Origin of the sequence: Winogradskyella sp., assembly GCF_028289625.1 — a bacterium.
Taxonomy (GTDB): domain Bacteria; phylum Bacteroidota; class Bacteroidia; order Flavobacteriales; family Flavobacteriaceae; genus Winogradskyella.
The window spans coordinates 1-24,847 of the sequence record NZ_JANQOM010000004.1; the positions used below are offsets into that span (position 1 = coordinate 1).

General features: G+C 33.9%; 23 protein-coding genes and 1 pseudogene. 10 read left to right on the forward strand and 14 right to left on the reverse strand.

Annotation, left to right across the window (positions count from 1 at the left end):
* The 3 genes and pseudogenes from Q0992_RS00275 to Q0992_RS00285 all read left to right on the forward strand — a co-directional run.
* Positions 1-115 (forward strand): annotated as a pseudogene (locus tag Q0992_RS00275) (DUF72 domain-containing protein); the annotation flags it as partial.
* A gap of 137 nt (positions 116-252) precedes the next feature.
* Positions 253-645 (forward strand): hotdog domain-containing protein, encoded by a 393-nt coding sequence (locus tag Q0992_RS00280; protein WP_299519059.1) that lies wholly within the window; start codon positions 253-255, stop codon positions 643-645.
* Positions 646-678: 33 nt separating this feature from the next.
* Complete coding sequence (locus Q0992_RS00285; protein ID WP_299519062.1) at positions 679-1,695, forward strand: T9SS type A sorting domain-containing protein; 1,017 nt, start codon at positions 679-681, stop codon at positions 1,693-1,695.
* A 180-nt stretch (positions 1,696-1,875) separates the two neighbouring features.
* Here Q0992_RS00285 and Q0992_RS00290 read toward each other — a convergent pair whose 3' ends face one another.
* Both Q0992_RS00290 and Q0992_RS00295 read right to left on the reverse strand, forming a co-directional pair.
* Positions 1,876-3,114, reverse strand: a complete 1,239-nt coding sequence (locus tag Q0992_RS00290) for a mechanosensitive ion channel domain-containing protein (RefSeq protein ID WP_299519064.1) — start codon at positions 3,112-3,114, stop codon at positions 1,876-1,878.
* Positions 3,107-3,391, reverse strand: a complete 285-nt coding sequence (locus tag Q0992_RS00295) for a DUF3817 domain-containing protein (protein WP_299519066.1) — start codon at positions 3,389-3,391, stop codon at positions 3,107-3,109. The genes Q0992_RS00290 and Q0992_RS00295 overlap by 8 nt, the downstream gene beginning before the upstream one ends.
* 145 nt (positions 3,392-3,536) lie before the next feature.
* Between Q0992_RS00295 and Q0992_RS00300 the strand changes: the two genes are divergently transcribed.
* The 3 genes from Q0992_RS00300 (at position 3,537) to Q0992_RS00310 (ending at position 5,142) form a co-directional block, all read left to right on the forward strand.
* Positions 3,537-3,995, forward strand: a complete 459-nt coding sequence (locus Q0992_RS00300) for a DUF4251 domain-containing protein (protein ID WP_299519068.1) — start codon at positions 3,537-3,539, stop codon at positions 3,993-3,995.
* A 164-nt stretch (positions 3,996-4,159) separates the two neighbouring features.
* A complete protein-coding gene (locus Q0992_RS00305) occupies positions 4,160-4,615 on the forward strand; it encodes a cold shock domain-containing protein (RefSeq protein WP_299519071.1) in 456 nt (151 codons plus the stop codon).
* A gap of 35 nt (positions 4,616-4,650) precedes the next feature.
* A complete protein-coding gene (locus Q0992_RS00310) occupies positions 4,651-5,142 on the forward strand; it encodes a GyrI-like domain-containing protein (protein ID WP_299519072.1) in 492 nt (163 codons plus the stop codon).
* On the opposite strand, the gene Q0992_RS00315 is transcribed toward Q0992_RS00310, so the two are convergent.
* Complete coding sequence (locus tag Q0992_RS00315) at positions 5,137-6,069, reverse strand: peptidoglycan DD-metalloendopeptidase family protein (protein ID WP_299519074.1); 933 nt, start codon at positions 6,067-6,069, stop codon at positions 5,137-5,139. The two genes, Q0992_RS00310 and Q0992_RS00315, sit on opposite strands and share 6 nt — an antisense overlap.
* Positions 6,070-6,190: 121 nt before the next feature.
* Here Q0992_RS00315 and Q0992_RS00320 point away from each other — a divergent pair, with 121 nt between their 5' ends.
* Positions 6,191-7,744, forward strand: a complete 1,554-nt coding sequence (locus Q0992_RS00320) for a DEAD/DEAH box helicase family protein (protein WP_299519075.1) — start codon at positions 6,191-6,193, stop codon at positions 7,742-7,744.
* A gap of 66 nt (positions 7,745-7,810) precedes the next feature.
* On the opposite strand, the gene Q0992_RS00325 is transcribed toward Q0992_RS00320, so the two are convergent.
* The 3 genes from Q0992_RS00325 to Q0992_RS00335 form a co-directional block, all read right to left on the reverse strand.
* On the reverse strand, positions 7,811-8,320 hold the full coding sequence (locus tag Q0992_RS00325; RefSeq protein ID WP_299519077.1) for a hypothetical protein: 510 nt from the start codon (positions 8,318-8,320) through the stop codon (positions 7,811-7,813).
* A 273-nt stretch (positions 8,321-8,593) separates the two neighbouring features.
* Positions 8,594-8,866 (reverse strand): hypothetical protein, encoded by a 273-nt coding sequence (locus Q0992_RS00330; RefSeq protein ID WP_299519079.1) that lies wholly within the window; start codon positions 8,864-8,866, stop codon positions 8,594-8,596.
* A 229-nt stretch (positions 8,867-9,095) separates the two neighbouring features.
* The gene (locus tag Q0992_RS00335) at positions 9,096-9,458 is read right to left on the reverse strand and encodes a DUF2237 domain-containing protein (RefSeq protein WP_299519082.1); all 363 of its coding nucleotides are present in this window, start codon (positions 9,456-9,458) and stop codon (positions 9,096-9,098) included.
* A gap of 61 nt (positions 9,459-9,519) precedes the next feature.
* Between Q0992_RS00335 and Q0992_RS00340 the strand changes: the two genes are divergently transcribed.
* Positions 9,520-9,969, forward strand: coding sequence for a DUF2452 domain-containing protein (locus Q0992_RS00340; protein ID WP_299519084.1), 450 nt, complete (start codon positions 9,520-9,522; stop codon positions 9,967-9,969).
* Between the two features lie 68 nt (positions 9,970-10,037).
* Here Q0992_RS00340 and Q0992_RS00345 read toward each other — a convergent pair whose 3' ends face one another.
* The gene (locus tag Q0992_RS00345; RefSeq protein WP_299519086.1) at positions 10,038-10,568 is read right to left on the reverse strand and encodes a hypothetical protein; all 531 of its coding nucleotides are present in this window, start codon (positions 10,566-10,568) and stop codon (positions 10,038-10,040) included.
* A gap of 124 nt (positions 10,569-10,692) precedes the next feature.
* On the opposite strand from Q0992_RS00345, the gene Q0992_RS00350 reads away from it, so the two are divergent.
* Positions 10,693-11,304 (forward strand): DUF4251 domain-containing protein, encoded by a 612-nt coding sequence (locus tag Q0992_RS00350; protein ID WP_299519088.1) that lies wholly within the window; start codon positions 10,693-10,695, stop codon positions 11,302-11,304.
* A gap of 18 nt (positions 11,305-11,322) precedes the next feature.
* Here the strand turns inward: Q0992_RS00350 and Q0992_RS00355 are convergent, their stop codons facing one another.
* The 7 genes from Q0992_RS00355 to Q0992_RS00385 form a co-directional block, all read right to left on the reverse strand.
* Positions 11,323-13,518, reverse strand: a complete 2,196-nt coding sequence (locus Q0992_RS00355; protein ID WP_299519091.1) for an amino acid permease — start codon at positions 13,516-13,518, stop codon at positions 11,323-11,325.
* Positions 13,519-13,947: 429 nt separating this feature from the next.
* Positions 13,948-15,579, reverse strand: coding sequence for a phospholipase D-like domain-containing protein (locus Q0992_RS00360; RefSeq protein ID WP_299519093.1), 1,632 nt, complete (start codon positions 15,577-15,579; stop codon positions 13,948-13,950).
* Positions 15,572-16,420: an endonuclease/exonuclease/phosphatase family protein gene (locus tag Q0992_RS00365; protein ID WP_299519096.1), complete on the reverse strand. Its 849-nt coding sequence runs from the start codon at positions 16,418-16,420 to the stop codon at positions 15,572-15,574. Before Q0992_RS00365 ends, Q0992_RS00360 begins: the two co-directional genes overlap by 8 nt.
* An 87-nt stretch (positions 16,421-16,507) precedes the next feature.
* Complete coding sequence (locus Q0992_RS00370) at positions 16,508-19,372, reverse strand: hypothetical protein (RefSeq protein ID WP_299519099.1); 2,865 nt, start codon at positions 19,370-19,372, stop codon at positions 16,508-16,510.
* Positions 19,373-19,376: 4 nt separating this feature from the next.
* Positions 19,377-20,147 (reverse strand): hypothetical protein, encoded by a 771-nt coding sequence (locus tag Q0992_RS00375; RefSeq protein ID WP_299519104.1) that lies wholly within the window; start codon positions 20,145-20,147, stop codon positions 19,377-19,379.
* A gap of 745 nt (positions 20,148-20,892) precedes the next feature.
* Positions 20,893-21,615, reverse strand: coding sequence for a LytTR family DNA-binding domain-containing protein (locus Q0992_RS00380; RefSeq protein ID WP_299519105.1), 723 nt, complete (start codon positions 21,613-21,615; stop codon positions 20,893-20,895).
* A complete protein-coding gene (locus Q0992_RS00385) occupies positions 21,602-22,693 on the reverse strand; it encodes a sensor histidine kinase (RefSeq protein ID WP_299519107.1) in 1,092 nt (363 codons plus the stop codon). The genes Q0992_RS00380 and Q0992_RS00385 overlap by 14 nt, the downstream gene beginning before the upstream one ends.
* Positions 22,694-22,954: 261 nt before the next feature.
* On the opposite strand from Q0992_RS00385, the gene Q0992_RS00390 reads away from it, so the two are divergent.
* Positions 22,955-24,727, forward strand: coding sequence for a serine hydrolase (locus Q0992_RS00390; RefSeq protein ID WP_299519110.1), 1,773 nt, complete (start codon positions 22,955-22,957; stop codon positions 24,725-24,727).
* The last annotated feature ends 120 nt before the right edge of the window (positions 24,728-24,847 follow it).

The following is a 24,847-nucleotide window of genomic DNA, read 5'->3' on the forward strand; positions in this document are numbered from 1 at the left end:
GAATATTGAAAAAGAGTCGCCACTGCTTTCGGCCTATTTTATAAAAAAATTGAATGACGAATTAGGAACCGACTTAAAGATTCCTAATGAGGATCAGCAAATAAAATTATTGTAAATATTATGTTTTGTCAGTTTGAGTGATTTTCTGATTAGAAAATTGTATCAAGAAATCGATTTTTTAAAAGAGTTCGTGATACCTCATACTTTGGAGTTATACTCGAATTGACATTTTCATAATAACAAATCATTAAAATGAGATTCCATACACGTAAATGGGTAAAACCCGAAGATTTAAATCCTAATGGTACATTATTTGGTGGTGAGCTATTGGCCTGGATTGACGAGGAGGTGGCGCTTTATACCATTATTCAGCTCGAAAACTCAAAAATCGTAACCAAGTTTATATCCGAAATCAATTTTATGGCATCAGCCAAACAAGGCGATATCGTTGAAATTGGGATAGAAGTTATCAAATTTGGAAAAACCTCCATTACCATGAAGTGCGAGGCCAGAAATAAGATGACCAGAGAAACTATTCTTACTGTTGATAATATCACTATGGTAAATTTGGGATCAGACGGTAAACCCAAACCCCATGGCAAAACCAAGGTAGAATTTGTAAGAAATAGATTAAATGAAAAATAAATTTGTAAATTTAAATAACTAAAAATCATCAATATGAAAAAAATTACGTTTTTATTTACAAATTTACTATTTGTTTACAGCATTAATGCTCAGGTCGTTTTTCAAGACGACTTCAGTAGTTTAACAATCAATCAGCCCTTAAATGGGCAAAACGGTTGGTCAAATGATACTTCAATGGGAGGAACAGGATCATCGATTGGTGGAGGCCCTTTATCGCCAATTGTAGATGTTGCACTCTCATATACTGATTACGGGAGCTCACCTAATAGCCTTTTTGCAGATAACACCCAAGAAACGGATGGGGTAGGGCATATATTTAATTCTACTATAACATCTGGAACATTTTATGTGAGTTTTGTAATTAATGTTTCTAGTGCACCATCATCTTCAGGAACTGTCCGAGATGTTATGCGCGTAATGAGTGGATCGAGCTTTAGTACAACATTAAGACTATGGGTAGAAGAATCTGGCGGTACTGGTTTTAATTTTGGGATCAAAACGGGTGATCCTTCAAATGCAGGTGCTATAACACCTACTGAATATGATTATAATACCGATCACCTCGTGGTATTGAAATATACAATTAACCCAAGTTCAAATGATGATCAATTGGATTTATTTATTGATCCGGATTATAGTAACGGTGAACCAGGAACAGCAACATTATCAGCACCTTTACCAATGTTTGAGGCTTCAGGAAGTGTAGATCGAATGGCTTTCCCTTGGAATATAACACCTTCGGCTAGATTTGGCGGACATATCGGTTTACCAAGTGTAGCGCTCAATTGGGCAGATTTGAGCTTATCAATTAATGATTTCACAGAATCGTCAATTGTAATGGATTATTTAATTTCCTCAAAGAATTTATCATTCAGTAAAACTATAAGCGGAGACCTTGATGTGTATTCTATTGATGGAAAACGTATATTGAATACAAGTATAGCTGATGCAAACAGTTTTGATTTATCAGATCTTAATACCGGTTTATACTTTGCTAAGGTTGTATTGCAATCTGGCGAGACGGAAACATTAAAGTTTATTGTGAAATAACAAACATTAATATATTACAGAAGAAAGGGCTAATTAATTTTAATTAGCCCTTTCTTATTGGCATTAAGGTCATCAAACTTGAAAAAATTTCTATGATCATGGTTAACTTAGGACCAGATGGTAAGCGTAAATCCTATCAAAACCAAGATAGCATTTATAAACACCGCCTAAAAAATGGAACTAATCCGTAGTTGCTACCGCTAACTCATAGATTTCTAAATCGAAAAACTTCACTGAGGCCAGCACATGGTCAAAAATATCACCCATGATGTATTCATAATTTTGCCAACGGATGTCGCTGCTAAAAGCATAGATTTCCATAGGAATACCTTGTGGTGTAGGTTCTAACTGCCTTACCATCAATGTCATACTTTTATTAATCGCTGAGTGGTTATCCATATAAGTCTGAAGATACTTTCTAAACACACCAAAGTTGGTGAGATTACGGCCATTGATCAATACGGACTTATCAATGCCTCTTTCCATATTGTGTTTTTTTATCGTTTCTGAAGCTTGATTAATGTAGTTGGATACCAATTCAATTTTCTTAAAACGTTCTATATCATCATCTGTCAGAAACTTAATGGTTGACGTTTTTATAATAACAGAGCGTTTTATACGTCGCCCACCAGAATTCATCATGCCGCGCCAATTCTTAAAGGAGTCCGAGATCAGTGCATAAGTGGGAATTGTGGTTATGGTTTTATCCCAATTCTGAACTTTTACGGTTGCGAGCGTTATTTCCGTCACATCACCATCTGCACCATATTTTTCAAAAGTGATCCAATCACCAATACGAACCATATCGTTTACGGTCACTTGGATACTAGCCACAAAGCCTAATATGGTATCCTTGAAAACTAAAATTATAATGGCTGAGGCGGTACCGATACCTGCAAAAAATTGAATGAAGGATATTCCGGTAATGATGGCGAAAATTGCGAATATAGCCAGTACCCAGAGGAATATCATAACCACCTGTATGTAACTGTAAAGTGGCTTATCCTTATATTTTGGTAAGGTTTTGAGATAGTCTCTTACAGAATAAAAGAAACTCCTTATAATTCTTAAGGTCAATAAAATGGCGATGACCTTAAGTGACTTTTCAATTATGTTTTCCACGTAAGGAAAATCAGAAAAAACATCTGGCACAAATTCAATGAGGATGATAAGAGGGATAATATGTGCAATATTCCTCGGGAGTTTATTTTGTATTAAGATATCATCAAAATTTGTTTTAGTGCGCTTAGCCAAGCTCGAAGAAAATTTCCAAAGCAAACGCTTGGTTACAAAATCAACTAGTAAAGCAATTAGTAACACGCCTATGAGGAGAATAAACATATTTAGGTATTTAGCTATATGCTCAGCTATACCTTTTTCAACCAACCAATCGTAGATATAATGTCTTAAATTATGCATGTACGTTCTTTAAATATTTTTTGTCGATATAAAATGTTCCAAAAGGGATTACCGCTGCAATAAGTACAACCCATAAGGTTCTTGTTGACCATTTCATTTCTTTACTTATCAGTACCGCAATGACTACATAAGCCATAAATAAAAGACCATGAGGCATACCAAGTATCTTTACATATTGTGGGTCGTCCCCAAAGTACTTTACAGGTGTTGCGATAAATAACAATAAAATATAAGAAACTCCTTCCAAAAAAGCGACTATTCTAAATGTTGATAACATGTTTAGCATATCAAATTTTTTGCAAAAATACTCTAGAATTAAAGAATAACCATGGTTTTTTTACAGGTTTTAAGAAATAGCTAAAACTTTAATTCATTATTGTTTTGAAAGAATAAACACTATATTAGATCCAAAATAAATAATAGTGAAACGATTAATTCTATTAACTATATTTCTAGGCTTTTCGAGCGTGGTGACGAGTTACGCGCAATCTAAGGTTTCTCAAAAGGAAAAATTCGAAGCGACCTATAATAAAATAAAAGCTATAGTGCAGTCTAAGGATTACCAGTTTGTTGGTGAAATGGTTTACCATAATAAGAAACGAGAACGACTAGAAGTGAATTCTAATACGGTAACTGTTGATCGAAATAATGTTTCAGGAAAAGTATCGTCTTTGAGCTCTAAAAGAACGACAATTGAAGTAGATGGAAGAATGAAGAACTACAATGTTAACTTTGATGACGATTCACAGCAAATTTCGATTGAATTTACCTCGGATAATGTAGGATTTTATATTGATGTTAAACCTAATGGCAATGCCTTTTTGACTGCAAAGCGTGCCAATTCTGAAATTACTCAAGTCGGTAAGATTAAAGATATATAATCGTATATTTGTACTAAGTTTATTGAAGATACTACCAAATTAGTAACATTAATTCTACGTTATCTTTTCTGGTTTTTAATACGATTCATTGTTAAGTTAATTAACTTGTTTGCATTATAAATTTTCATAAGCAAACACTGATAATTAATTATAATAAAAAATGAATGGGTCGATCACAGCAGACATTTAGTAAAAGTGAAAAAGAAAAAAAACGATTAAAAAAGCGAGAGGAAAAGCGTAAAAAGATGGAGGCGCGTAAACTCTCTAAGGAAGAAAACGGATCAACAGGTATACCTATGGCTTATGTGGATTATAATGGTAACCTTACTGATATACCTCCAGACCCTTCCATGAAAGTGAAGGTAAAAGCAGAAAACATCGATATTGGTATTCCAAAAAAGGAATATGTTAAGGAAGAGTTTGACCCTATTAGAAAAGGGAAGGTGTCATTCTTTAATGGTTCTAAAGGCTATGGATTTATTTTAGATACAGAAACCAATGAAAAGTATTTTACTCATGTTAGCGGCCTTATAGATGAGATTACTGAAAATGATAAAGTAACTTTTGAGCTTGAAAAAGGACAACGAGGTATGAATGCTGTAAAAGTGAAGAAAGTCTAATTCCCAAATATTAAATAATTTGAAACTATTATCATATGATAGTGGTTTTATTTATACCAATGATAGCTCCAAAAATTATTACGATATCAGAAAAAATGCTTATTGGTATGAAAAGCCTAATGTTGCGTTACGAGTATGAGAATATCATCGCACTTTGGAAACAATTTATGCCAAGGACACGTGAAATCACAAGTCCTATTAACCATGAATATATAGCGTTACAAGATTATGCAAATTTTAATGATTTTGAAACGCCATTCGATATTTGGGCTGCTGTAGAGGTTTCGGGTTCCGAAATGATTCCTGAGCAGATGCAACCTTACACAATTCCAGGTGGCATATACGCTGTATTCCTTCATAAAGGCATGGACGCTGGCGCTACCTATCAACGGATTATAACGGAATGGTTACCGACATCAGGTTATATTATAGATGATAGGCCGCATTTTCAAGTCATGGGAGAAAACTATAAAAACGGCAGTCCAGACTCGGAAGAAGACTTTTATGTTCCTATTAGAAAATTATAATTCCAGAATCAATTTCTGACCAATTCTAAGGGTAGAATTACGTTGTATTTTATTGGTCCTGCAAATGGCCGTAATCGTTGTATTGTTTCGTCTCGAAATCCGTGATAAGGTATCTCCTTTCCGCACAACATAGACTTTACGTTGCTTTTCTAAACTCGATAGGGCTTCTTCTTTGGTTTCATACAAAGCTAATTTAGACAATCGTCTAGAATTATGATAGCTAGCCCTGGTCCATTTTCGGGTGACCCACATATCTTGAGATCGCATTGAATTTGTCTCATCTAAATTAAAAAGATACTCTGGATGAATATGTTCACCTTTGTACCTTGTCTCCAAATGCAAATGACTACCTCTAGAATTTCCTGTATTGCCACCTTTTCCTAGATATTGGCCTTTAGCCACAGTATCATTTGCTTTTACGGCAATTCGAGATAAGTGGGCATAGGTTGTTTCCAAACCATTATAATGACGAACTACGACCGTTCTCCCATGACCACGACTATATCTGGCAAAGCGTACAATACCATCAAGCATAGCCACTACAGAATCGCCCGTAACCAAATCTATATCTATACCTTTGTGCGGTCGTCCTCTTCGCCAACCATAGCGCGATGTAATCACTTTTTTGTGGGGCACAGGAGAAGCATAAGTACTATCTTCAAATTTAATATTCAAAGGAAATTCTGAAACCGTATTTTTATAAGGATTATAGACTGTTGTATCCCAATAGTCACTTTTAATATCAATACTTCTTTCTATAATATTATCCGAATTTGATTGTAGGGGAATTTCCACTTCATTAATTAATTCAGCTTTCTTAAACGTGGTAGGAAGCTTAATCTTTATGGTCTTGGAAAGGCTATCATTTTGCGCAAAGGCAAAACAACAAAACAACAGAAATGTGAGACTGAGGGTTAGGGTTCTCATTAACTCGATTAACTTTTGATTGAATGAACGCGAAATTAAAACAAATATTGTTAATTGCAAATGGCTTTAACATCGCCTTAAATAGCTTATTTTTGCAGCTTTGAATCTTTAAGCAACAGTTATGTCTCAAGACCATCAGGCCATTCAAGAAAAGAAAACCGATAAGGAATTATACGAATACCAACAAGGTGCCATAAGTCAAATCTTTGATAAATTCGATAACGCTCCCGAAGATTATCATTTGTTATACCAATTGCCAACAGGTGGTGGAAAGACAGTAATTTTTTCTGAGATGGTGCGCCAATACCTTAAAAATCACGATAAGAAAGTTTTGGTAATGACGCATCGTATTGAGCTTTGCAGACAGACCTCAGAGATGTTAACGAGTTTTGGAGTGACCAATAAAGTGGTCGATAGCAAGGCTAACCTGGATGATCAATCAAACTATTCGTGTTTTGTAGCTATGGTAGAGACACTAAATAATCGTTTGAATGACGATATGCTGGATATTTCAGATGTAGGATTGGTAATTATTGACGAGGCTCATTATAACTCATTTACCAAACTCTTTAAATTCTTCGAAAAGTCCTTTATTCTGGGAGTAACGGCAACTCCCTTGAGTTCTAACAAGGAACTTCCTATGAAAGGCAATTATAATGAACTTATTGCAGGTGAAACTATAGAAAATTTGATAGAAAACGAATTTTTGGCGCGCTGTGAAACCTATGCCTACGATATGGGATTAACGTCTTTAGAAGTAGGCTCCAATGGAGATTATACTGTAAAATCTTCTGAAGATTTATATACCAGTCCTGCAATGCTTCAAAAAACAGTAGATGCATACAAAAAGCATGCACTAGGGAAGAAGACCTTGATTTTTAATAATGGGATTAATACATCGATTAGTGTGTACTATGCGTTTCGACAAGCAGGATTGCCCATTATGCATTTAGACAATACAGCTACTAAAAAACAACGTAGACAAATTTTGGATTGGTTTCATGAAACACCGAATGCGATATTGACTTCCGTTAGTATTTTAACCACTGGTTTTGATGAACCAACCATAGATACAATTATCTTAAACCGGGCGACTAAATCCTTGACCTTGTATTATCAAATGATAGGCCGTGGCTCTCGTATTTTGAATAATAAATCCAAGTTTACAGTCATTGACCTTGGAAACAATCTATACCGATTTGGTCCTTGGGGAGCGGATTTAGATTGGCAACTCATCTTTAAATCACCAAACTGGTTTGCAGACCGTATTAAGAGTGATGAGGCTATTGAGGCCAATTTTAGGCATGAACTCGCTGATGAGATTAAAGACGAATTCTCAAAGTCTGAAGACACTTATTTCGATATTAAACAAGCTTATAAAGATGCTGTCGATGCTGGTGAATCCTCAAAAGTAGTATTAGAGCGTTCTATAGAACATCATGCTAAGATTTGTATCGAAAATAGTGAAGATGTCTATGATGCACTGGCTTTGGCCAAACTCCTTAAGGATGACATTAACCAACGTATCGAAATTTATGCAAAGTGTATCAGTAAGAGTACAGGCAATTTTTTAAAATGGTTAAAGGACGATTACCAAAAGAAATTGAATTCTTATCTGCGTACGAACTTTGATGAGAAGTTTGAAGAGATTCATGGTTATCCTCCAGAAGATTAGTAAAAGAAAGGATTGCTACATTACTTTAACAAGTACGAGAATCCTTTCTTAAAGAGATCTTTGTTATTATTCACAAGTAAAGGTCGGTATATCTATTACACCTTGAATGTTAACTAAATCTGTGCCTTCTCCATTCAAAAGGAAATTAATGTTTAGATTCCCACGCCATATTGCGCAGTTTTCATGGAATTCAAAATCATCTATGACTACCTGACCATCTACAGAGTCGTAATCCTCATCCATGAATGAAAACCTGGCATCATAAAATTCGGTAATATCGTTATAGTTGCCAATATCATAAGTCCCCAAAGGTTCGGGCATAAAGGCTGGAATTTCAAAACGCAAACGATTAGTGGAAGCGCCATTTGCAAAGTCTGAAGCACCAAATATAACACCTGCTCCAGTATTAATGGTATCCCTGTAAAGTTCAGCACGATGATTATTAAAACCACCGCCATTCACTGTTAATGAAATATGTGCATTTCCGTTTGGTTCTTGTTGTCCGGAATCATCATCGTTAGAGGAACAAGAAATAAGACATAATACAAATAAAATGCGTAGAATTTTTTTCTTCATGATTAGATATATTTAGCTTATGTTATATATATCGTATGACATTAAAAATGTCATCATAAAGCTTCTATATATATGCCGAAAGTATCAGCAAAAGCACACACAATTTTTTAAAGTAGTTGATAGATGTTTACCAAAAGAAATTAAACTCATATCTATAGACTAATCTTGATAAAAAGTTTGAGAAGATTCATGCTTTTCCGCAAGAAGATTAGCCCATTTCTGATGTATTGACATTTAATTACACAATAAGTGGATTATTTCAATAACAAATGTTTAAACAGCTATACGGTTTTCGTTAGTTATTGAGCGTTTAATATGTAATAGATGATGGGCAATAGAAGAGAGCTCAAAATGTAAATATTTATCATCTTTTTTACTAAAATCCTCAATATGATGTTTGTAGATGGACTCTATTCCATTCTTTACAGAAATGAAAAAACTATCATCTGTAGCATCCAGTGTAATTGAACTTTTGTAATTACTTTCTTTTAATAACCAGTAGGATAGACTATTAATCTGGTTAAATAAGGCTAAATTCTTATACATAATACATAAACTTTTAAATGGTAGATTGAGGGGAAATCTTTATGTAAATTTAATTATGAAAGTAAGACACCAATAAATTTATTTGATAAGTGGATACCTAAGTCCGACAAACTGTAGAATTTAAAAACGGCTTTCGATGAATGACATATTTTATATAAAAGCCATCTATTACCAAGTTCTAAGGTTGTAAAAAATTTACTAAATTTTATGAAAGAAGATTAGAAGGCGTTTAGTCTATTGCATAGGCTTCTAAAAGCTCAAGGCGAGCAAATTCTAAAGCTTTAATATGTGTAGCCTTTAAATCAATTTTTGGTGCAAAACCAGCCTTTTCCGCCTCTAACCAACGCGACATACATAAACACCATTTATCACCAGCTTTAAGTCCCGGAAATTGCCATTGTGGTATAGGTGTACTTAAATCGTTCCCTTTTAATTTGGTGTAATTCAAAAATTCATCGGTTACCTTGGCACAAACCACATGTGTCCCTGTATCTTGTGGCATGGTACGGCAAAATCCATCTCTAAAATAACCAGTCATTGGATCAGTGCAGCAGGCTATTAAAGGTTGGCCGTAGACATTAAGTGCATTCATTTTAGGTATTCTTTAAGATAGTTCACGCTACAAAAATACGTATTTTTGCATCCAAAGTCCTATGAAAAAGAATCCAAAAAATACGAAGAAACGACCTGACTTAGTGGTTTTTGATGAAGACCAACAACGCTACGATGCAGCTTTTAGACCCTATGCGACCAATGTAGGTGCTCCACAAATAAAGTTGCCTAATAATGGTAGTTGGAAAAGCTCACAAATCTATAAAGCCAATAAGCATTTAAAAACTAAATACGAAGCTATTAAGGCAGAATACGAAGAGTTGTTAAAAGTCATGGAATATAATGAATTGGTGACCAATGCCAAGTTTACTTTTGAGCCTTTAATTGGAGAAACTTACCATTTGTACAACAATGCTAAAGAAACCCCTTTCTTATCCATTATTGATCCCAATAGTTGTGATTTTAGTTATTTAGGTAGTTTTAGATTGACCTCGGACTATTTATGGGAAAGGGTAGAGAATGAAGCAGAAACGCAATTACCACTAAAATAGAAGAAGTCCCAGCATTAAAGAACTTACACTAGGACTATATAACTAACTAATTGTTAAACTATTTTTATTTAATTGTCCGAATTGCAACCTTCGGAAAATACTTCAAAGGTACCAGTAACATTGAGCGTTTCACCACCTGAACCATTTAATGTAAAGTTAATATTGAGATTACCGGTCCAAACTGCACACATATCACCGTTAAACTCAAAGGCTTCCAGTTCGAATGTGCCATTTTCCGAGCGATATACGTCTTCACCCATAAAGAAAGAAGCTGTATTGGCTTCAAAACCAGAAGGATGCATGGGGTTTTCAGGATAAGCTTCAATAGTATTTATAGCTTCTTCAGAAGACGAAGGCACAATAACGCTTAGCGCATTATTAAAATCATCACTAGCCGCAAATAAGGACCCAGGACCTACAAAATTGATAGTATCATTAAATAGCTCTACACGTTGCTCTGTAAAACCAGCACCATTAAGCACTAATGAATATTCGCCTATTTCTATTGGGTTTTGCATTTGATTGTTGTCAGTGTCATTGTCTGATGAACAGGCCATTAGAAACCCAACAGCGAGTAGAATGAAGGCTATTTTTTTCATTTTTTGATATTTTATAGGATTTATTAAATTATCGTAATTAATCATAAAATGTCATCAATAAAGTTTTAAGACAGTGTTAATCTTATTGCATATATGAACATAAATACTTATATTCAAGTCAGTTATGAGAATAAAAATTATACCACAGAACTTGATTAAAGTGCTCATAGTAGGCTTATTAGCTTTTAATTTTGGTTGTAAATCAACGGACAATATGAGTTTAGCTGAGAAATCGGCACAATTGGCCACATTAGAAACCATATTAAATGATCAGAGCTATCGCGTAGATATTGAAGCTGTTTACCCATTTAATACGGCTGCGACATTACAGGTATTAAATCAAACCTTATTACCTCAAACAAGTAATAATGCCAGTAGAATCGATGTAATTGATGATGGTCATTTTATTGAAATCAGCAATAAAACCAAAGCGAAAGGTGATTTGCCTTTTTTTGGCGAACAGCGCCTTAAAGGTAGCCATTATAGTAGTTCGGGCCATGGTATTCTATTTGATGGCAAACCAGAAAATTATAAAGTCGTTAAGAACGAGAAAAAGTCTGCTTGGCAGATAACGTATCGTATAAATGATGCTCGTGAACCTTCTGAAATTTATGATGTAGAGCTTTTAGTATTTCCTAACAACCATGTTGAAATTAACATATCACCTTCACTAAAGACATTTATCCGGTATCAAGGCAAGTTAAAAGTGGTGGAACCCACTGAGGAGGAAATTTAATCTTAAAAAACTTATAGATTAAGCCAATATACTTTCGTGCCCAGAATCCTTTACAAATAGGCAACTACTGTTGGTTTTTTGTGACATTGTCTTTATAAAGTCATAGGGCAGCGTATCTTGCATACCAAATATGTTAAGGTCAGCAGAAGGAGCCTTAGCAACATAACCTTTAAATTGTCCCACGGAAACTTCAATAAGGATTTGTGGTAAACGTGCCAATTCTTTAAGGGATTCTAAAAAGACTTGTGCATTTGTCTCATCCTCAGGATTTTCAACCACTGTAATTAAGCGGATATTGGCATTCCAATTCATTTTGAGTTTATAGGCCACGAGAATGGATAAATCTAAGTTTCCAATATCCAAGCCACCCAATTCCCAGTTGCCTCTGCGATCACTCACCCAAACATTAATGGTATTGCGCTGTCCTAAAAGGGTAGTGGTATGCAAGTTGAACAATAAGATGCCTATTTCAAGTCGTATAGATTCTTTCATCACTGGTTTGAGCTCATGCTCATAGTCATCATGATCCTGTAAATTCAAAAACATAATATTTGGTCTGAAGAAAGCACCGTTTAAAGCCTGACTGCCATAATTAATACCATTAGCAAATTGGTCTGTATGAATAACGGTAGAGGAGGAGAACACTCCTTTTTCCCTGAAAGATGCTGATATCTCCTCGAGCTGTGTTGTTAGGGTACTGCTCTCTGTAAAAGGTTCGATACCCAAGAGTTTTATGGAACCCCTAGGTTTTGCTATGTTCCTTAAGAATTCAAATGTTCCTCTGAGCCCATTGATATCGCGTACAGGAACCATAAGATTGGCCTTCCAGGCACGTTGTTGTTTTTGTTTCATGCCCCAAGTATGCTTGGCTGCCCATTCGGCAAAGGATACAAATAAGCCTGAACGCACATCTTCAAAAGGGGTTTCTAAGTTTTGTCGGGATAAATACCAATATACCATAAGGACGATGGCAATGGATATTAAACTTACAGTCGGATTGATAATAAACATGGCAAAAACCGAAGAAATCAATCCAAACCATGGCACCAATTTATGAATCTTAAATATTGGACGGTAACTGATTAAGCCCAAACGCTGTTCTATGATAACAACAATATTAATCATGGCATAGGTAATTAAAAAGAACAAGGTTACTAAAGGCGCAACTGCGTTAAGATTTCTAAGTAATAAGGTGAAAAAGATTAAAAGTCCGGTAACCATCATGGCATTTCTTGGTTGGCCATTACGACTTGTACCAGCTAATATCTTGGAATAGGGCAGTACCTTATGAGCTCCCATGGCATACAATATTCTTGATGAGCCTACAATTGAGGCTAAGGCTGAGGAAAAGGTCGCTCCCAAAATACCTGCTATAATGGCTGGTCCAAAATAGGCTTTATCGACCATAACATAGTAGTTGGTTAATAATTCTTGTTCTGAAGCACTACGTGAAATCCAAAAGGCTAAAAGCATATATATCAAGAAACTAACACCAATTGCCCAAAGTGTTCCTGTAGGTATACTTTTTTTAGGATTCTTGAGTTCGCCAGACATATTTGCACCAGCCATAATACCTGTAGCTGCCGGAAAGAAAACAGCAAAAACAATCCAGAAACTACTGCCACTAAAACCGTTTTCAACTGAGCCTTTGAAAGTACCCCAACTTAAGGTATCGCTTATAGGTTTGTACATGGAACCATCATAAGCAGCAACAACAATCGCTAAGAAAGAGATGATAATAATGCCCATAATAAGGTATTGGGTTTTTATGGCAAGATTGGCACTGATATAAGCAATGGTAAAAAGGGAAGCAAAGACAATCATATCGACCAAAAAGGCATTATGTTCTGGAAAAATCCCCATCCAACCTTCACGAAAACCAAAAATATACATGGTAACCGCCAATGCCTGTGATATATAGCGCGGAATACCCAAACTGCCACCAACTTCGAGTCCCAAAGCTTGAGACACAATAGCATAGGCACCACCAGCTCCGATACGAATATTAGTAGTAATGGCCGACATAGAGAGTGCCGTACAAAGCGTAATTACAAATGAAATAAGAATGATAAGCCATGCACCAAGCAAGCCTGCATTTCCGACAACCCAGCCCAAACGTAAATACATGATAACACCGAGAATGGTAAGTAGTGTTGGTGTAAATACACCGCCGAAGGTGCCGAATTTTTTAAGGGTTGAAGATGTCTTGGTCATTAAATGTTTAATAGCTAGATTTCAATTTAATAATAATCCTGAAATAATAATAGAAGTAATCGGAGAAACTGGATTTAATTCTAGCGTATAAATAGAAGCGGGTATAATCCCATAGATATTATTTTACATAATGTAAATTATAGTACAATAACAAATATAGCGTAATAGCACCGAAGGTGATATTCTACATAATCACAGTTCTAGCATTACAACGTGTGCTATAACGGCAGTGATTATGTTGAGCGATTTATCATTAGAGCTAATGGATATCCAGCCGCTTCATCAGGAAGAATTAATTAATTTAGCATAAAATCTAAATATAGGTTGTGATTAACCTAATTAGGCTTTTCTTGTCAAGAAAGGCTTACTATTTAACCAGCTTTACAATATATTTATGTACAATATCCCACACTGTTTTGACTTTGTATTTTACCCTCCAGAGAAAACAACTCGGTCTCTGAATTTATGGCTGGAAGAATCTGGGTCAAATGACGTTTTACTCCAACGCTCATCCGTACTAAGAAAGACTTCATTAGTACCTAATAAATTAATATAATACCTTGCTTTATAATGATCATACATTCTCATAAATTCTGTTGCCAAGATGGCTGCCAGACGTTTATCTCCTTTTATATAAAGAGCATTTTCATCATTATTCACACAAGAATTTTTAGAAAAGTTAGCAGATCCGATCAAAATTTGAGGATTATTACTCCATGGATCGGTTACTATGATTTTCGAATGAATTTTATGTGCGCCAAAAGATTTCGCATCCCAGCTGCGCCCCATATATGTTTGAAGCTTATACGGAGTAAAAAAGCGAGTGTTTTTACGATTTAGTCCCTGAATTTTTTTCTTAGCCGTAGAATTTACTAAGCCATATTCAATAATATCTTCGGAATTACTTGCGAGAGCATCAAGCATTCTCTGGTCTATACCAAAGGGTGCACTTATAAAAACAGCGGAACGCGCCGAACCTATAATATCAGCAGAACATTCCAGAATATCTTCTCTTTTTAAAGGCGAAAAGAATGTTTTTTCTGCATATCTATCCACTTTTACATTGGCATCATCCATCAGCTTTCTGTTGATTACTTTGCTATCGCGTTTGGGTGGGTTGTCAATTAAACCCTGAAAATAGGCTTCATAATACTGACAAAGTTTAGGGTCTCTAATCACCAATGCACTATTAGTTTGAAAATTAAAAGCGTTTTCCGAAAAATTAGCAGATCCGGCCCAAACCTGAGTTGGTATGCCATTTTTTAACCGAATGACCAATTTATTATGACTGATATTAACAGTAGTACGCGGAATCGTTATCGGCGGACCTAACTGGAATATATTAATCACCTTTTCATTCTTCAAGGTGGAATTTTTCCCTTTACGGGCATCGTGTACTATACGAACATTTACCCCAATGTCAATGGCATCTCTAAAGCATTGGGCAATTTCATGATCAAAGAATTCATATATGGCCACATGAAGCGCTTGGCCAGTAGTTGTATTCTTGATGAAACGGATCAATGATTCTTTTAACCCTCTGGAAAGCCAACTATAGGCCGAAGGACCTACCTCCGAAGGCTTTCGATTCTTGAATCTATTGAGATAAGCCATTGCTGAAGTTACACCTCGATTCACATAAACGCCCAAATCATCCTGATCTTCAAGCGAGGGAACAATTTTAAAGCTCAATGGGGATTCTTCTCTAAGTAGTTGACCTGGGTTGCCTCTCATTGGGAACACCTCATACTGATACGTTTTATTTGGTTTTAATGAATAATCGTTCCAACGAAATCGTTGAAATGGGGCTTGCAATGAACTCATTTCTTCTTCACCGCTATTATGAGATTCAAAACGCTTAAAACTGCCTAACCATTTCAAACTTAGAAGCTCCCCAGTTTCTCGATTAAAATCTTGTCTTCTTATTGCAAAACCTTTTAGGCCCGATCTAAGCGATTCATCCATAGTCCAGCCTAATATACATGAATAAGTACCCACTAAGGCTTTACCACTGTAGCCTCCACTGGTCGAAGTTACTACGGGTTTATAAATATTAGTCATTGTCTGTTCTTACTTTTATACTGGTTTTTATTACATAATGGTCAGATAAATATTTGTCATGTGCCAAGTGATCAGAAGCTTTCATAACATATTGCCGACTATATTTGAATGTCTTTGATTGCTCAGTTCTTGGCACAAATATTCTATCAAAAGGGGCACTATTCCCCTTTACGTAGGTAGTTGTGTCATCTTCATTCAGATCATCAAACCCAGCTTCAACAAAAGCTCTAATTGCGTCTTCTGATCTCCCTTTGCAATTGGTATCCCCCAAAAAAATAATATCCTCTTCTTTAACAGTCTTTTTGATGTTTGATAATTCATCCAAAAGCGTCATCACTTCAGCATGCCGTTTCTTTCTATCAATGTACGGGCTCCCTGTATTGGCTTTCATGTGTAGGGAAACCACAGCGAAATCTGTTTTTCCTTCTCCTGCCGAAAATTTAATTGCATGTGGCCTACGGTCCCAAAGCCAAAGCGTCTCTCCTCTGAAATCAATCGTATAATCAACGTTTATTGGATAAGTTTCGCCAACCTTCTTCACACGATCGTCATTCCAAGCTATCCCACACAATTGACTTGTATCTTCCGGATTTCTGTTTTGAAAGATTTCATATTTCCATTTATGTCCTGTATGTTCCTGCACCAATTCAAGTGCTTTTTCCAAATCATTATTGGTGAAGTTCCCTATATCAGTAATATACAACTCTTGCATGGCCAGAACGTCTACTCCGGCAAGCTCAATATGTTCGGCCAAGGCATACTGGTTTTCATCATTAGAATCTTCCTTATTCCCAAAATGCTCGATATTCCATGCCCCTATGTGTATGTATCTTGAATTCATAGTAGTAATTAATTTGTTTTTAAAAAATTATAAATATATGCTCTCTCTTAAGTATTTCTAAGTTGGTATAGCAGTTCATTTTTAATATTAAAACCTAAGATATATCTGGTAACCTAATTGAATTTCACTATAACCGTTTGTTTCCCAAATTGAGGTATTGGTATAACGATATCTGAAAAAGAATTTATTATCACTTTCAGCCGAAGGCGTATAAAAAGCACCTAGTTCATATCTCTGAAGCCACCTCTGATCTTCAATAGCATCTTGTCTATTATTAGGATCCTGCAAAAAATCATCAGCTGAATAGACCGTAAAAAACTCTTCGTTATCTGGCACTATGGTTCTAAATGGTCTGAACCTAAGGTAACCGCCAAATCGTTCTTCCGGACGAATTCTAACAATAACATCAGGATATATTCTTATCATATTAACATCCTTTTCGAATTGTCTTATTGTCGCTTCAGGATTATCATCTGTTGGGTTAGATACATCATCAATGACTTTAACTCTACCGTAATGCACACCAGCATTTAATTCTACACGCGTTTTTACTAATGGAAAATCAAATGATAAAACATTGAGATCTACTCCTACTGAAATATTTTCAAAACGTATTAAATCAAGATACGTTATATAATTGTCGGTCTGTGGTTGATTATTTAAAACACTAGGCGCCTTTAGTACCTGTAATTCGCGATCTTCTTCATTTAATTTTGCCCAGGTTAGATTAAATATGGCATAATTACCTAGTCCCCAATTAGAACTTCTACCAATATTTAAAGGCCATCTTCTCGTAAAAATGGGAACTTCTTTTTCAACCTCAAACTGCACTAATCCATTAGGTTCACTTTCTTTTAAACCGTTAAAGTCAGTGAATACTTTCGTATTTAGAATTTTGGATGATTTTTCTTTTTTTAGTTCAAGTTTCATCTCTCCATTTGGGTCATCTGTAGGTAGACGTACCACTTGATCTTTAGGACTAAAGTTCAAACGGTCATTTTGATGGCGTTGAATATATAATTTAATAATATTATTTAGTGGTAACGAGAACACTTTTCTCTCTCCTTCAAATGCATATAGTTTATAATTTGCTAAATCTGCAAAATCACTCTTACTGCTAAAGCCTATAGGGAATTCATTATCAAACTTGAAGTAATTGCCCATAATATCTGCAAAAATATCCTTCACTAAGGGTTCTTCATAAAACTCTTTAATGGCCTTTTCTAAATCGGTGTCTACGTAATAAACTTTCTGCCAATCCTCTATCGAGTTAAGAATAGCTATTTTGTCCACTTCTGGATGAAGCGCCTTTCCTGTTGCAGTTATATGCTCAATGAATCCGTCATTTATATCAATTTCTATATTATCAATATCAAATCTCCAAAATGGTATGTCAATGATCTGACTTTTTCGTCCAGCGATAAGAAAATTAATATCATTCTGGAAACTCTTCGCCATATCTTCAAAAACCTCTATTTCTTTCTTATGTTTCTTTTTTAAATTTATTTCTTTTGAGGTTAAAGTTTTTAATTTCGCTTTTTCTTTTTTTAGCGAATCAATCTTATTTTTTAGTTTCTCTTCTTTTGGTTCGAGATAGCTTACTCTGGCATTTCTATTATTATTAATATATGTGTTTTTAATTTCTGTATCGATGATCTTAAGTTCATTATTAAGAGTTTCGATAGATTTCAAAAACACAGAATCTTTCGATTTTATTTTTACGATTCTTTCATCTGAATTTTTATTTAACTTATTGTATGCAGAAATAATGTTTTCGCATATATTTTTTCGATACTTGTACTTAAAATATGTATTCGCGAATTCATTCTTCATAAAATTCTTGTAAGCATATTCATTATACCATTTCTCTAGTTGTCTTTTAATATGATTTTTTAGTTTCTTATTCTTACGTTTTACGTTAGAAATAACATTATCCATATTCTGATAGTATTCGAATAAATCCATTAAATATGATGTCTTGTGAACGATTACATTATTCGGAGTTATATATAAATAACCTTCATTTTTATTAATGACATTTTCAATTACACAGGTATTTTTAGTACTAATATTTAACTTTGCTATATAAGTTATAATTTCACTGTCAACGAGTGAACTATCTTTATCTCTATAATTATCATTTAAACATTTAATTTCATTTTTTAATTTTGCCTTATGGTTTCTTTTGGAAATCTCGGTTTCTCCTACTCTAGCGGTATCTCTCTTTTCTGCTAAAAACTCTAAAAACCCAATCATCTTCAAGTTATTATTTCCATCTGCATTAGTAGAGTCAATGTCTGAAATATTATTTAGTTGATTCTTAAATTCGTTCTCGTTTCCTTTACTGTCTTTTATGGCTTTGGTAATATACTTAGTCAAAGCGTTAAAGTATTTATCGGTATCAATACCATTAATATTTTGTGTTACTGCTATTACTGATCTTTGATATTTTAAAATGCCTGCTACAGGCTCATTGTCATACTGGAAAGCAGTAATAGCTAAAGCGTTAAAAAATTGATATATATTCCTTACGTTTTGAACAGCATCTTTTCTTTTACTTAATTGATTCTGAGCAGAGCTGTTTGCATTTGATTTTTGTAAAGGTTCAAGTGTCGATGTAAATATATCATACTTCTTTTTAGATTCGTCTTCCTCATGTATGCTTGATATGGCGTCAACTAAATGTGTTCTAAAGGATACTTCTGTAAATGGAAATACTTTAAAAGTAATATCGACCTTCTCATCACCATCTTCTTTTTTAGTTTGTAATGTTTCGTTTTTATCATTTTTCAGTGTAAATGTGATGCTATTGACAGTTTCAGCCGATGCATAGATCATTATGGTTTCTGTATTTCCATTATCTGAAAGTGAAAATGTGTATGGTTGTAGTTGCTTTTGAGCAAAGGCACCAAACGCAACGAATAGTGATATTATAGTAAGTTTTAGTTTCATGATGTTAGTTTTGTTTGGTTAGGTTGAATTCTAAAAGACGTGCTTCATTGTTATCCATAAAATCGATATATCCTTTTAGGTTGGCTCCTTCCAGATTTAGCGTGTCTTGCGGATTATTAGTTAATGAAGAAAACGTAGCTGATGATCGATTTAGAATATTACCGGTTATTAAGTTTTCCGAATTTAAACCACCTGTTAAGCGAACAATATCGTCTTCATTTTCATTTTCAATAAAAAAATTAAACAGGCCTTGATAATCTATTAATCCTGTACATAACAAACTTCTTTGGAAGGTTGTATCTGTCTCGGTAACCATTAATATGTTGAGTTCACCAGAATATAATCCATTCAAATTATGGTCACTTTCATTATTAAAATTTAATACAGATGTAATCGTATTGTCATCTGTAAATAAAGTGTTGGTTTGTGTGATAAAAACAGAATTTGTTGTACTATCTATCTCTACTTCATCACTAGATTGCATTATAAAATTTAAGTTATCATAATTCAATATGTTATTAGTAAATGAAAATATGACATAATCAAAAGATAGAGATTCATTGCTAATATTTTTGATATTCAGTGTGTTAGAATAAGGAATAATAGATTCTCTGTTTTCAGAGACTTGAGAATAGTTGAAAGTTACCTTATTCGGAAAACTAAAACTATAAGTGTTTGGCTTAATTTCTGGTTCATCGTAGTTGTCTTGCTCACAAGAAATATAGAATGAAAAAATTATAAGTAAGGCAAAAGTGTTCAAGTAACGTTGACTCATAGTATAAAGTGATTTGAATTTATTCTTCTGTTATTGTTTTTTGTTATTACTGCATGCTTATTCATAATCTAGCTTAATTTTGTAATTGTTAAGTTCAAAAAACTGGTGTGTCATTTTTTTTTAAACAATAAATCTCATTTTTAACTAAAAAAAAGACATAGAAAATCATATTAAAATATTATAACTAATTAGTATCGCAACTTCTGTTGATAAAAGTTAAAATTTAGAACACTCAATCAATATTACAACATCCGTTACAACCAGTACATACCAAATATTGAGTATATTTGAACAACAAAAACTATTAGTTAAAACTTAGGTGGGGAATTATTAACTATATATGATAATAGTTAGTTAAATATAGTAAAAATATTTTTAAAATCATTCCACACACATTCCCCTTCCCTCCTATCGTCGTTTCGGGAAAAGAGTGTTCCATTACATTATAAAGAAGCGTTTTAGAATTAATTTTTTTCAGAAACTATATACTGACATGACCTTTAACCAAAGCCCATGTTTACACTTCGGCTTAGCTCAGTGCAGGCGGCACGCTAGTACATTATAGGACACTTTTAATATTTGATTATCCATACTTCGACAAGCTCAGCAATCACTGGATAATCAAATATTAAAACCAATCATTTATACCCATTTATAAGTGTAACTATAATTTGTTTCTAAATAGAAATATTCTCAGGGTCTTCCTATTTAAAAAGTATGTAAAACACCCCAGAATAATCCGTTTTCATAAGCTATTCCAATTCTTAAATTTTACGGATTGCCTGCTAGAAACTTCTACTTTTTTTCCAGTAGTTAATATAATTTGCAATTTATTATTGAAGTATGGATGAATCTCTTTTATATAGTGTAGGTTAATGATTTGACTTCGATTAACACGGAAAAAGATTTTTGGGTCTAATTTCTCTGCCAACAAATTTAAAGAACGCTTAATCATCGCTTTTTCTTGCCCAAAATGTAGGCGTGCATAGTTCTCTAATGATTCAATAAAATGAATATTTGTTAGTGGAATGAAATGACATTTTTCACCTTCCCTTATAAATATTTTTTGATTCATTGGTAATACCATTGATGCTACTTCAGTATGCTCTATTATGTCTTGCTTAACTTTTTCTATGGTTTTTGCAAAACGTTCTTCACGTAAAGGTTTTACCAAATAATCTAATGCATTTAATTCAAATGCTTTTACAGCATATTGATTGTAGGCTGTGGTAAAAACAACTTGTGGCACTTTTGTTAGTTCTTCTAACAAATCGAAACCAGATTTTTCTGGCATATGAATATCTAAAAAAATCAAGTCTGGTTTTAGCGCTTCAATCAGTCTAACAGCTTCATCTACATAACTTGCTTCTCCAATAACTTCAAACTCTTTGAAATTACTTAAAGCACGTTTTACTTCTTCTCTCGCCAAACGCTCATCATCAATTATAATCGTTTTATATAGTTTCATTTTCTATAGTTTTTGGAATTGTAATTTCAGCTAAAACACGTTCTTTACCGCTTTCTTTTAAGCTAAAATTAGCTTTTCCTTTGTATTGAATTTCTAAACGTTTTTTTAAATTTTTTAATCCTAATCCTGAGCTTTTGTTTGCTTTAAGGGTTCCAGGGTTCTCTACTTTAATAATAATAGTATTTCCAAGCTCTTTAATTGTTAGTATCACTACGCCTCCACTAATTCTTAAATCAATACCATGTTTAATAGCGTTTTCAACTAGTAATTGAATACTTAAAGCGGGTATTTCTATGCTTCTTAAAGCATCTTTCACAGCTACATTTAATTGTAAGCGCTCTTCAAAACGTAATTTTTCTAATTCTATGTAATCTCTTACTAAAGCAAGTTCTTGTTCTATGGTGTTTAAATCGTTGTCTTTTTTATAAAGTGATAAACGTAATAAGTCTGATAACAAATCAATAGCTCTTCTTGCGATACTTGGATTTTCTATAACTAAGGATTTGATTGAATTTAAAGAATTGAATAAGAAATGTGGATTTAATTGAGCGGATAAATTATCTAACTGTGCTTGTTTAGCGATGATGGAAAGTTGCGCATTTACTTTAGTAATTGCTATTTGACTAATATAATAATGATATAAATGATACGCTAATACCCAAATAGACATCGATCTTAACCCTGTAATTAGCACTGGATCCCAATAAAAAAGCTGTGTTAGTAAATCAAGATTCTTGTCTTGAAGTACAGCCCAATAGTAATACCACTTCAAATTTGCAAAAAACATAAAAAAAATGGCCAAAATAATAATAGAAGGAATAATTCTTAATAATAGCTTTTTCAGTTCTATGTTGCTTTTATTAGACCTAGCAATAAATGTACGGTACATATGCGTTAAAAATATGCCTATAAAAACATCTATCACATAACTTAACAGTGTGTAAAAAACACTATAATTATCTCGTGTATATACCACATAAGCCCAATAAATAGAACCTAAACTCCAAACGGTTAATTGCACTTTCCAATAGAGAGAGATTGTAATATGACGTTTATTTATTTTTGCATTACTAGCCATTCTCTAACAAAGCAACAAAATACTTTTCAACAGGAAAAGAAAAAGTACAAGAACGTGGTATTTGAGGTATAAATGCTATTACAATACTTTATATATACTCTTCTTTGCTCAAACACTACAACAACAAAATATTGTTAAGATATACTAATTCATAACGTTTATCAACGATTTATTGCGTCTATGGAAATTTATTTTGGGCATCTATTTATAATGGGTTCATTTGTATGAAACATCGTTTTATCAATTAAAAAATATTTAAAAATGTTCTATCATCAGAAAACAAGATTAAGGCACTTGGTATGTGCTTCATTATTAACATTATTCATTTCTATGCCATCTTATGCGACTTGGTCTATTATAGCTGTAGATAGAAAGACAGGAGAAATTGGTATTGTAGGAGCCTCTTGTACTTTTGATGTTTCAGGAATTGCTTCAATAGTACCGGGAAAAGGGGCTATTGTTGTTCAGGCCGCAAGTAATTATTATGCACGTATGAAAGGAGTAGATTTAATGGAATCTGATGCTTCTTTGAAAGAAATTCTTGATACCATGAGCAGCAAAGCGTTTAACCCTGAACAACAGCAATATGGCTTAGTTTTACTGAATGATGGTAATGTCCCGCTTGTTTATTCAGGACAAAAAATAAGTGATTGGAGCGGATCAAAAATAGGAGATGATTTTGCCGTTATGGGTAATATACTCCTAAACGAACAAGTTGTTGCAAATGCTTACAAAGCCTTTAATTTAAATAGAGATAAATCATTAGCCGATCGACTAATGATAGCTCTTAAAGCTGGTGAAGAAGCTGGTGGCGATAAACGATGTGAAACCCAATATGCAAGATCCGCTTTTATAATGGTTTACGAACCTCAAGACGGAGCTATTTTAAAACTTGCCATTCAAGGAATAGAAAAAGGAGGGAAACCCGCTGTAAGCTTATTAAATAAGCAGTTTAAAAGTTGGAAAGCAGGTACACTAAACAGCGACAAAGCATTAAATCAAAGTCCTATTCGGTCTTTTAATGGACATCTTATTTCAAAATCTAAATTGGATGCTTTTATCAAACGTCAAATGGATTCATTACATATGCCAGGACTTTCTATGGCATTCATCAATGATGAAAAAATAGTCTATCACGATTGGTTTGGAGTAAAAAATATTGAAACCCAAGAAAAACTAGACATTACTACTATGTTTGATGCAGGTTCTATGTCTAAAACCGTTTTCAGTTTTTTTGTAATGAAAATGGTTGATGACGGGCTCATAGATTTAGATACACCATTATACAAGTATATGGAGTATCCTGATATAGCTTATGATGAGCGTTATAAGTTAATTACTGCTAGAATGGTATTATCGCATACTAGTGGATTCCCAAACTGGAGATTTATTAATGATGATGGCTATTTCGACCCAAAAAATAAACTTAAACTATACTTTGAACCAGGAACTAAGTTTCAATATTCAGGTGAAGGTTTCAAGTATCTGGCACTAGTTATAGCACATCTAAAAGGCATAACAAAGAATGAATTACAAGCTTTGATAAAAAAAGAAATTTTTGAACCTTTAAATATGGAACATAGCAGTTTTATTTGGAATGATTATATACAAAAACACAGGACTAACGGGCATTTTAAGGGTAAATTGAATAGTGGGTATGCTATTAATGCAAAAAATCCAGATTTCATAGCTGCAGGTAGCTTACAAACAGATCCTGTAGCCTATGCTAATTTTTTAATTGCAATTATGACTCATAAAATTTTATCGGAAAAAAGTTATGAAGAGCTACTAAAGATACAATCGATTGCTCCTGCTGATAAAGAATGCAATGAACCCAGTTACAATTATGGATTAGGGATTGTGGTTGAGCCCTCTGCTTATGGAACTAATTATTCTCATGGTGGTGATAATTTAAGCCATACCTGTCGCTATATGTTTAATATAGAACAGAAGGTTGGCTACGTGTTTTTTACCAATTCTGAACACAAAGAGACGTTTGATAAAAACTTAATGGCCTTTCTATTAAGTCAATAACTGAATTCAGTATTTATGATTTAAAGGCCTCGGTTATATTGAGGTTTTTAAATTTCAAATTCGTTCCACACACATATTTTGCTTCTCTAACCTTTTTTCCCTACTGGAATTGGATGCAAA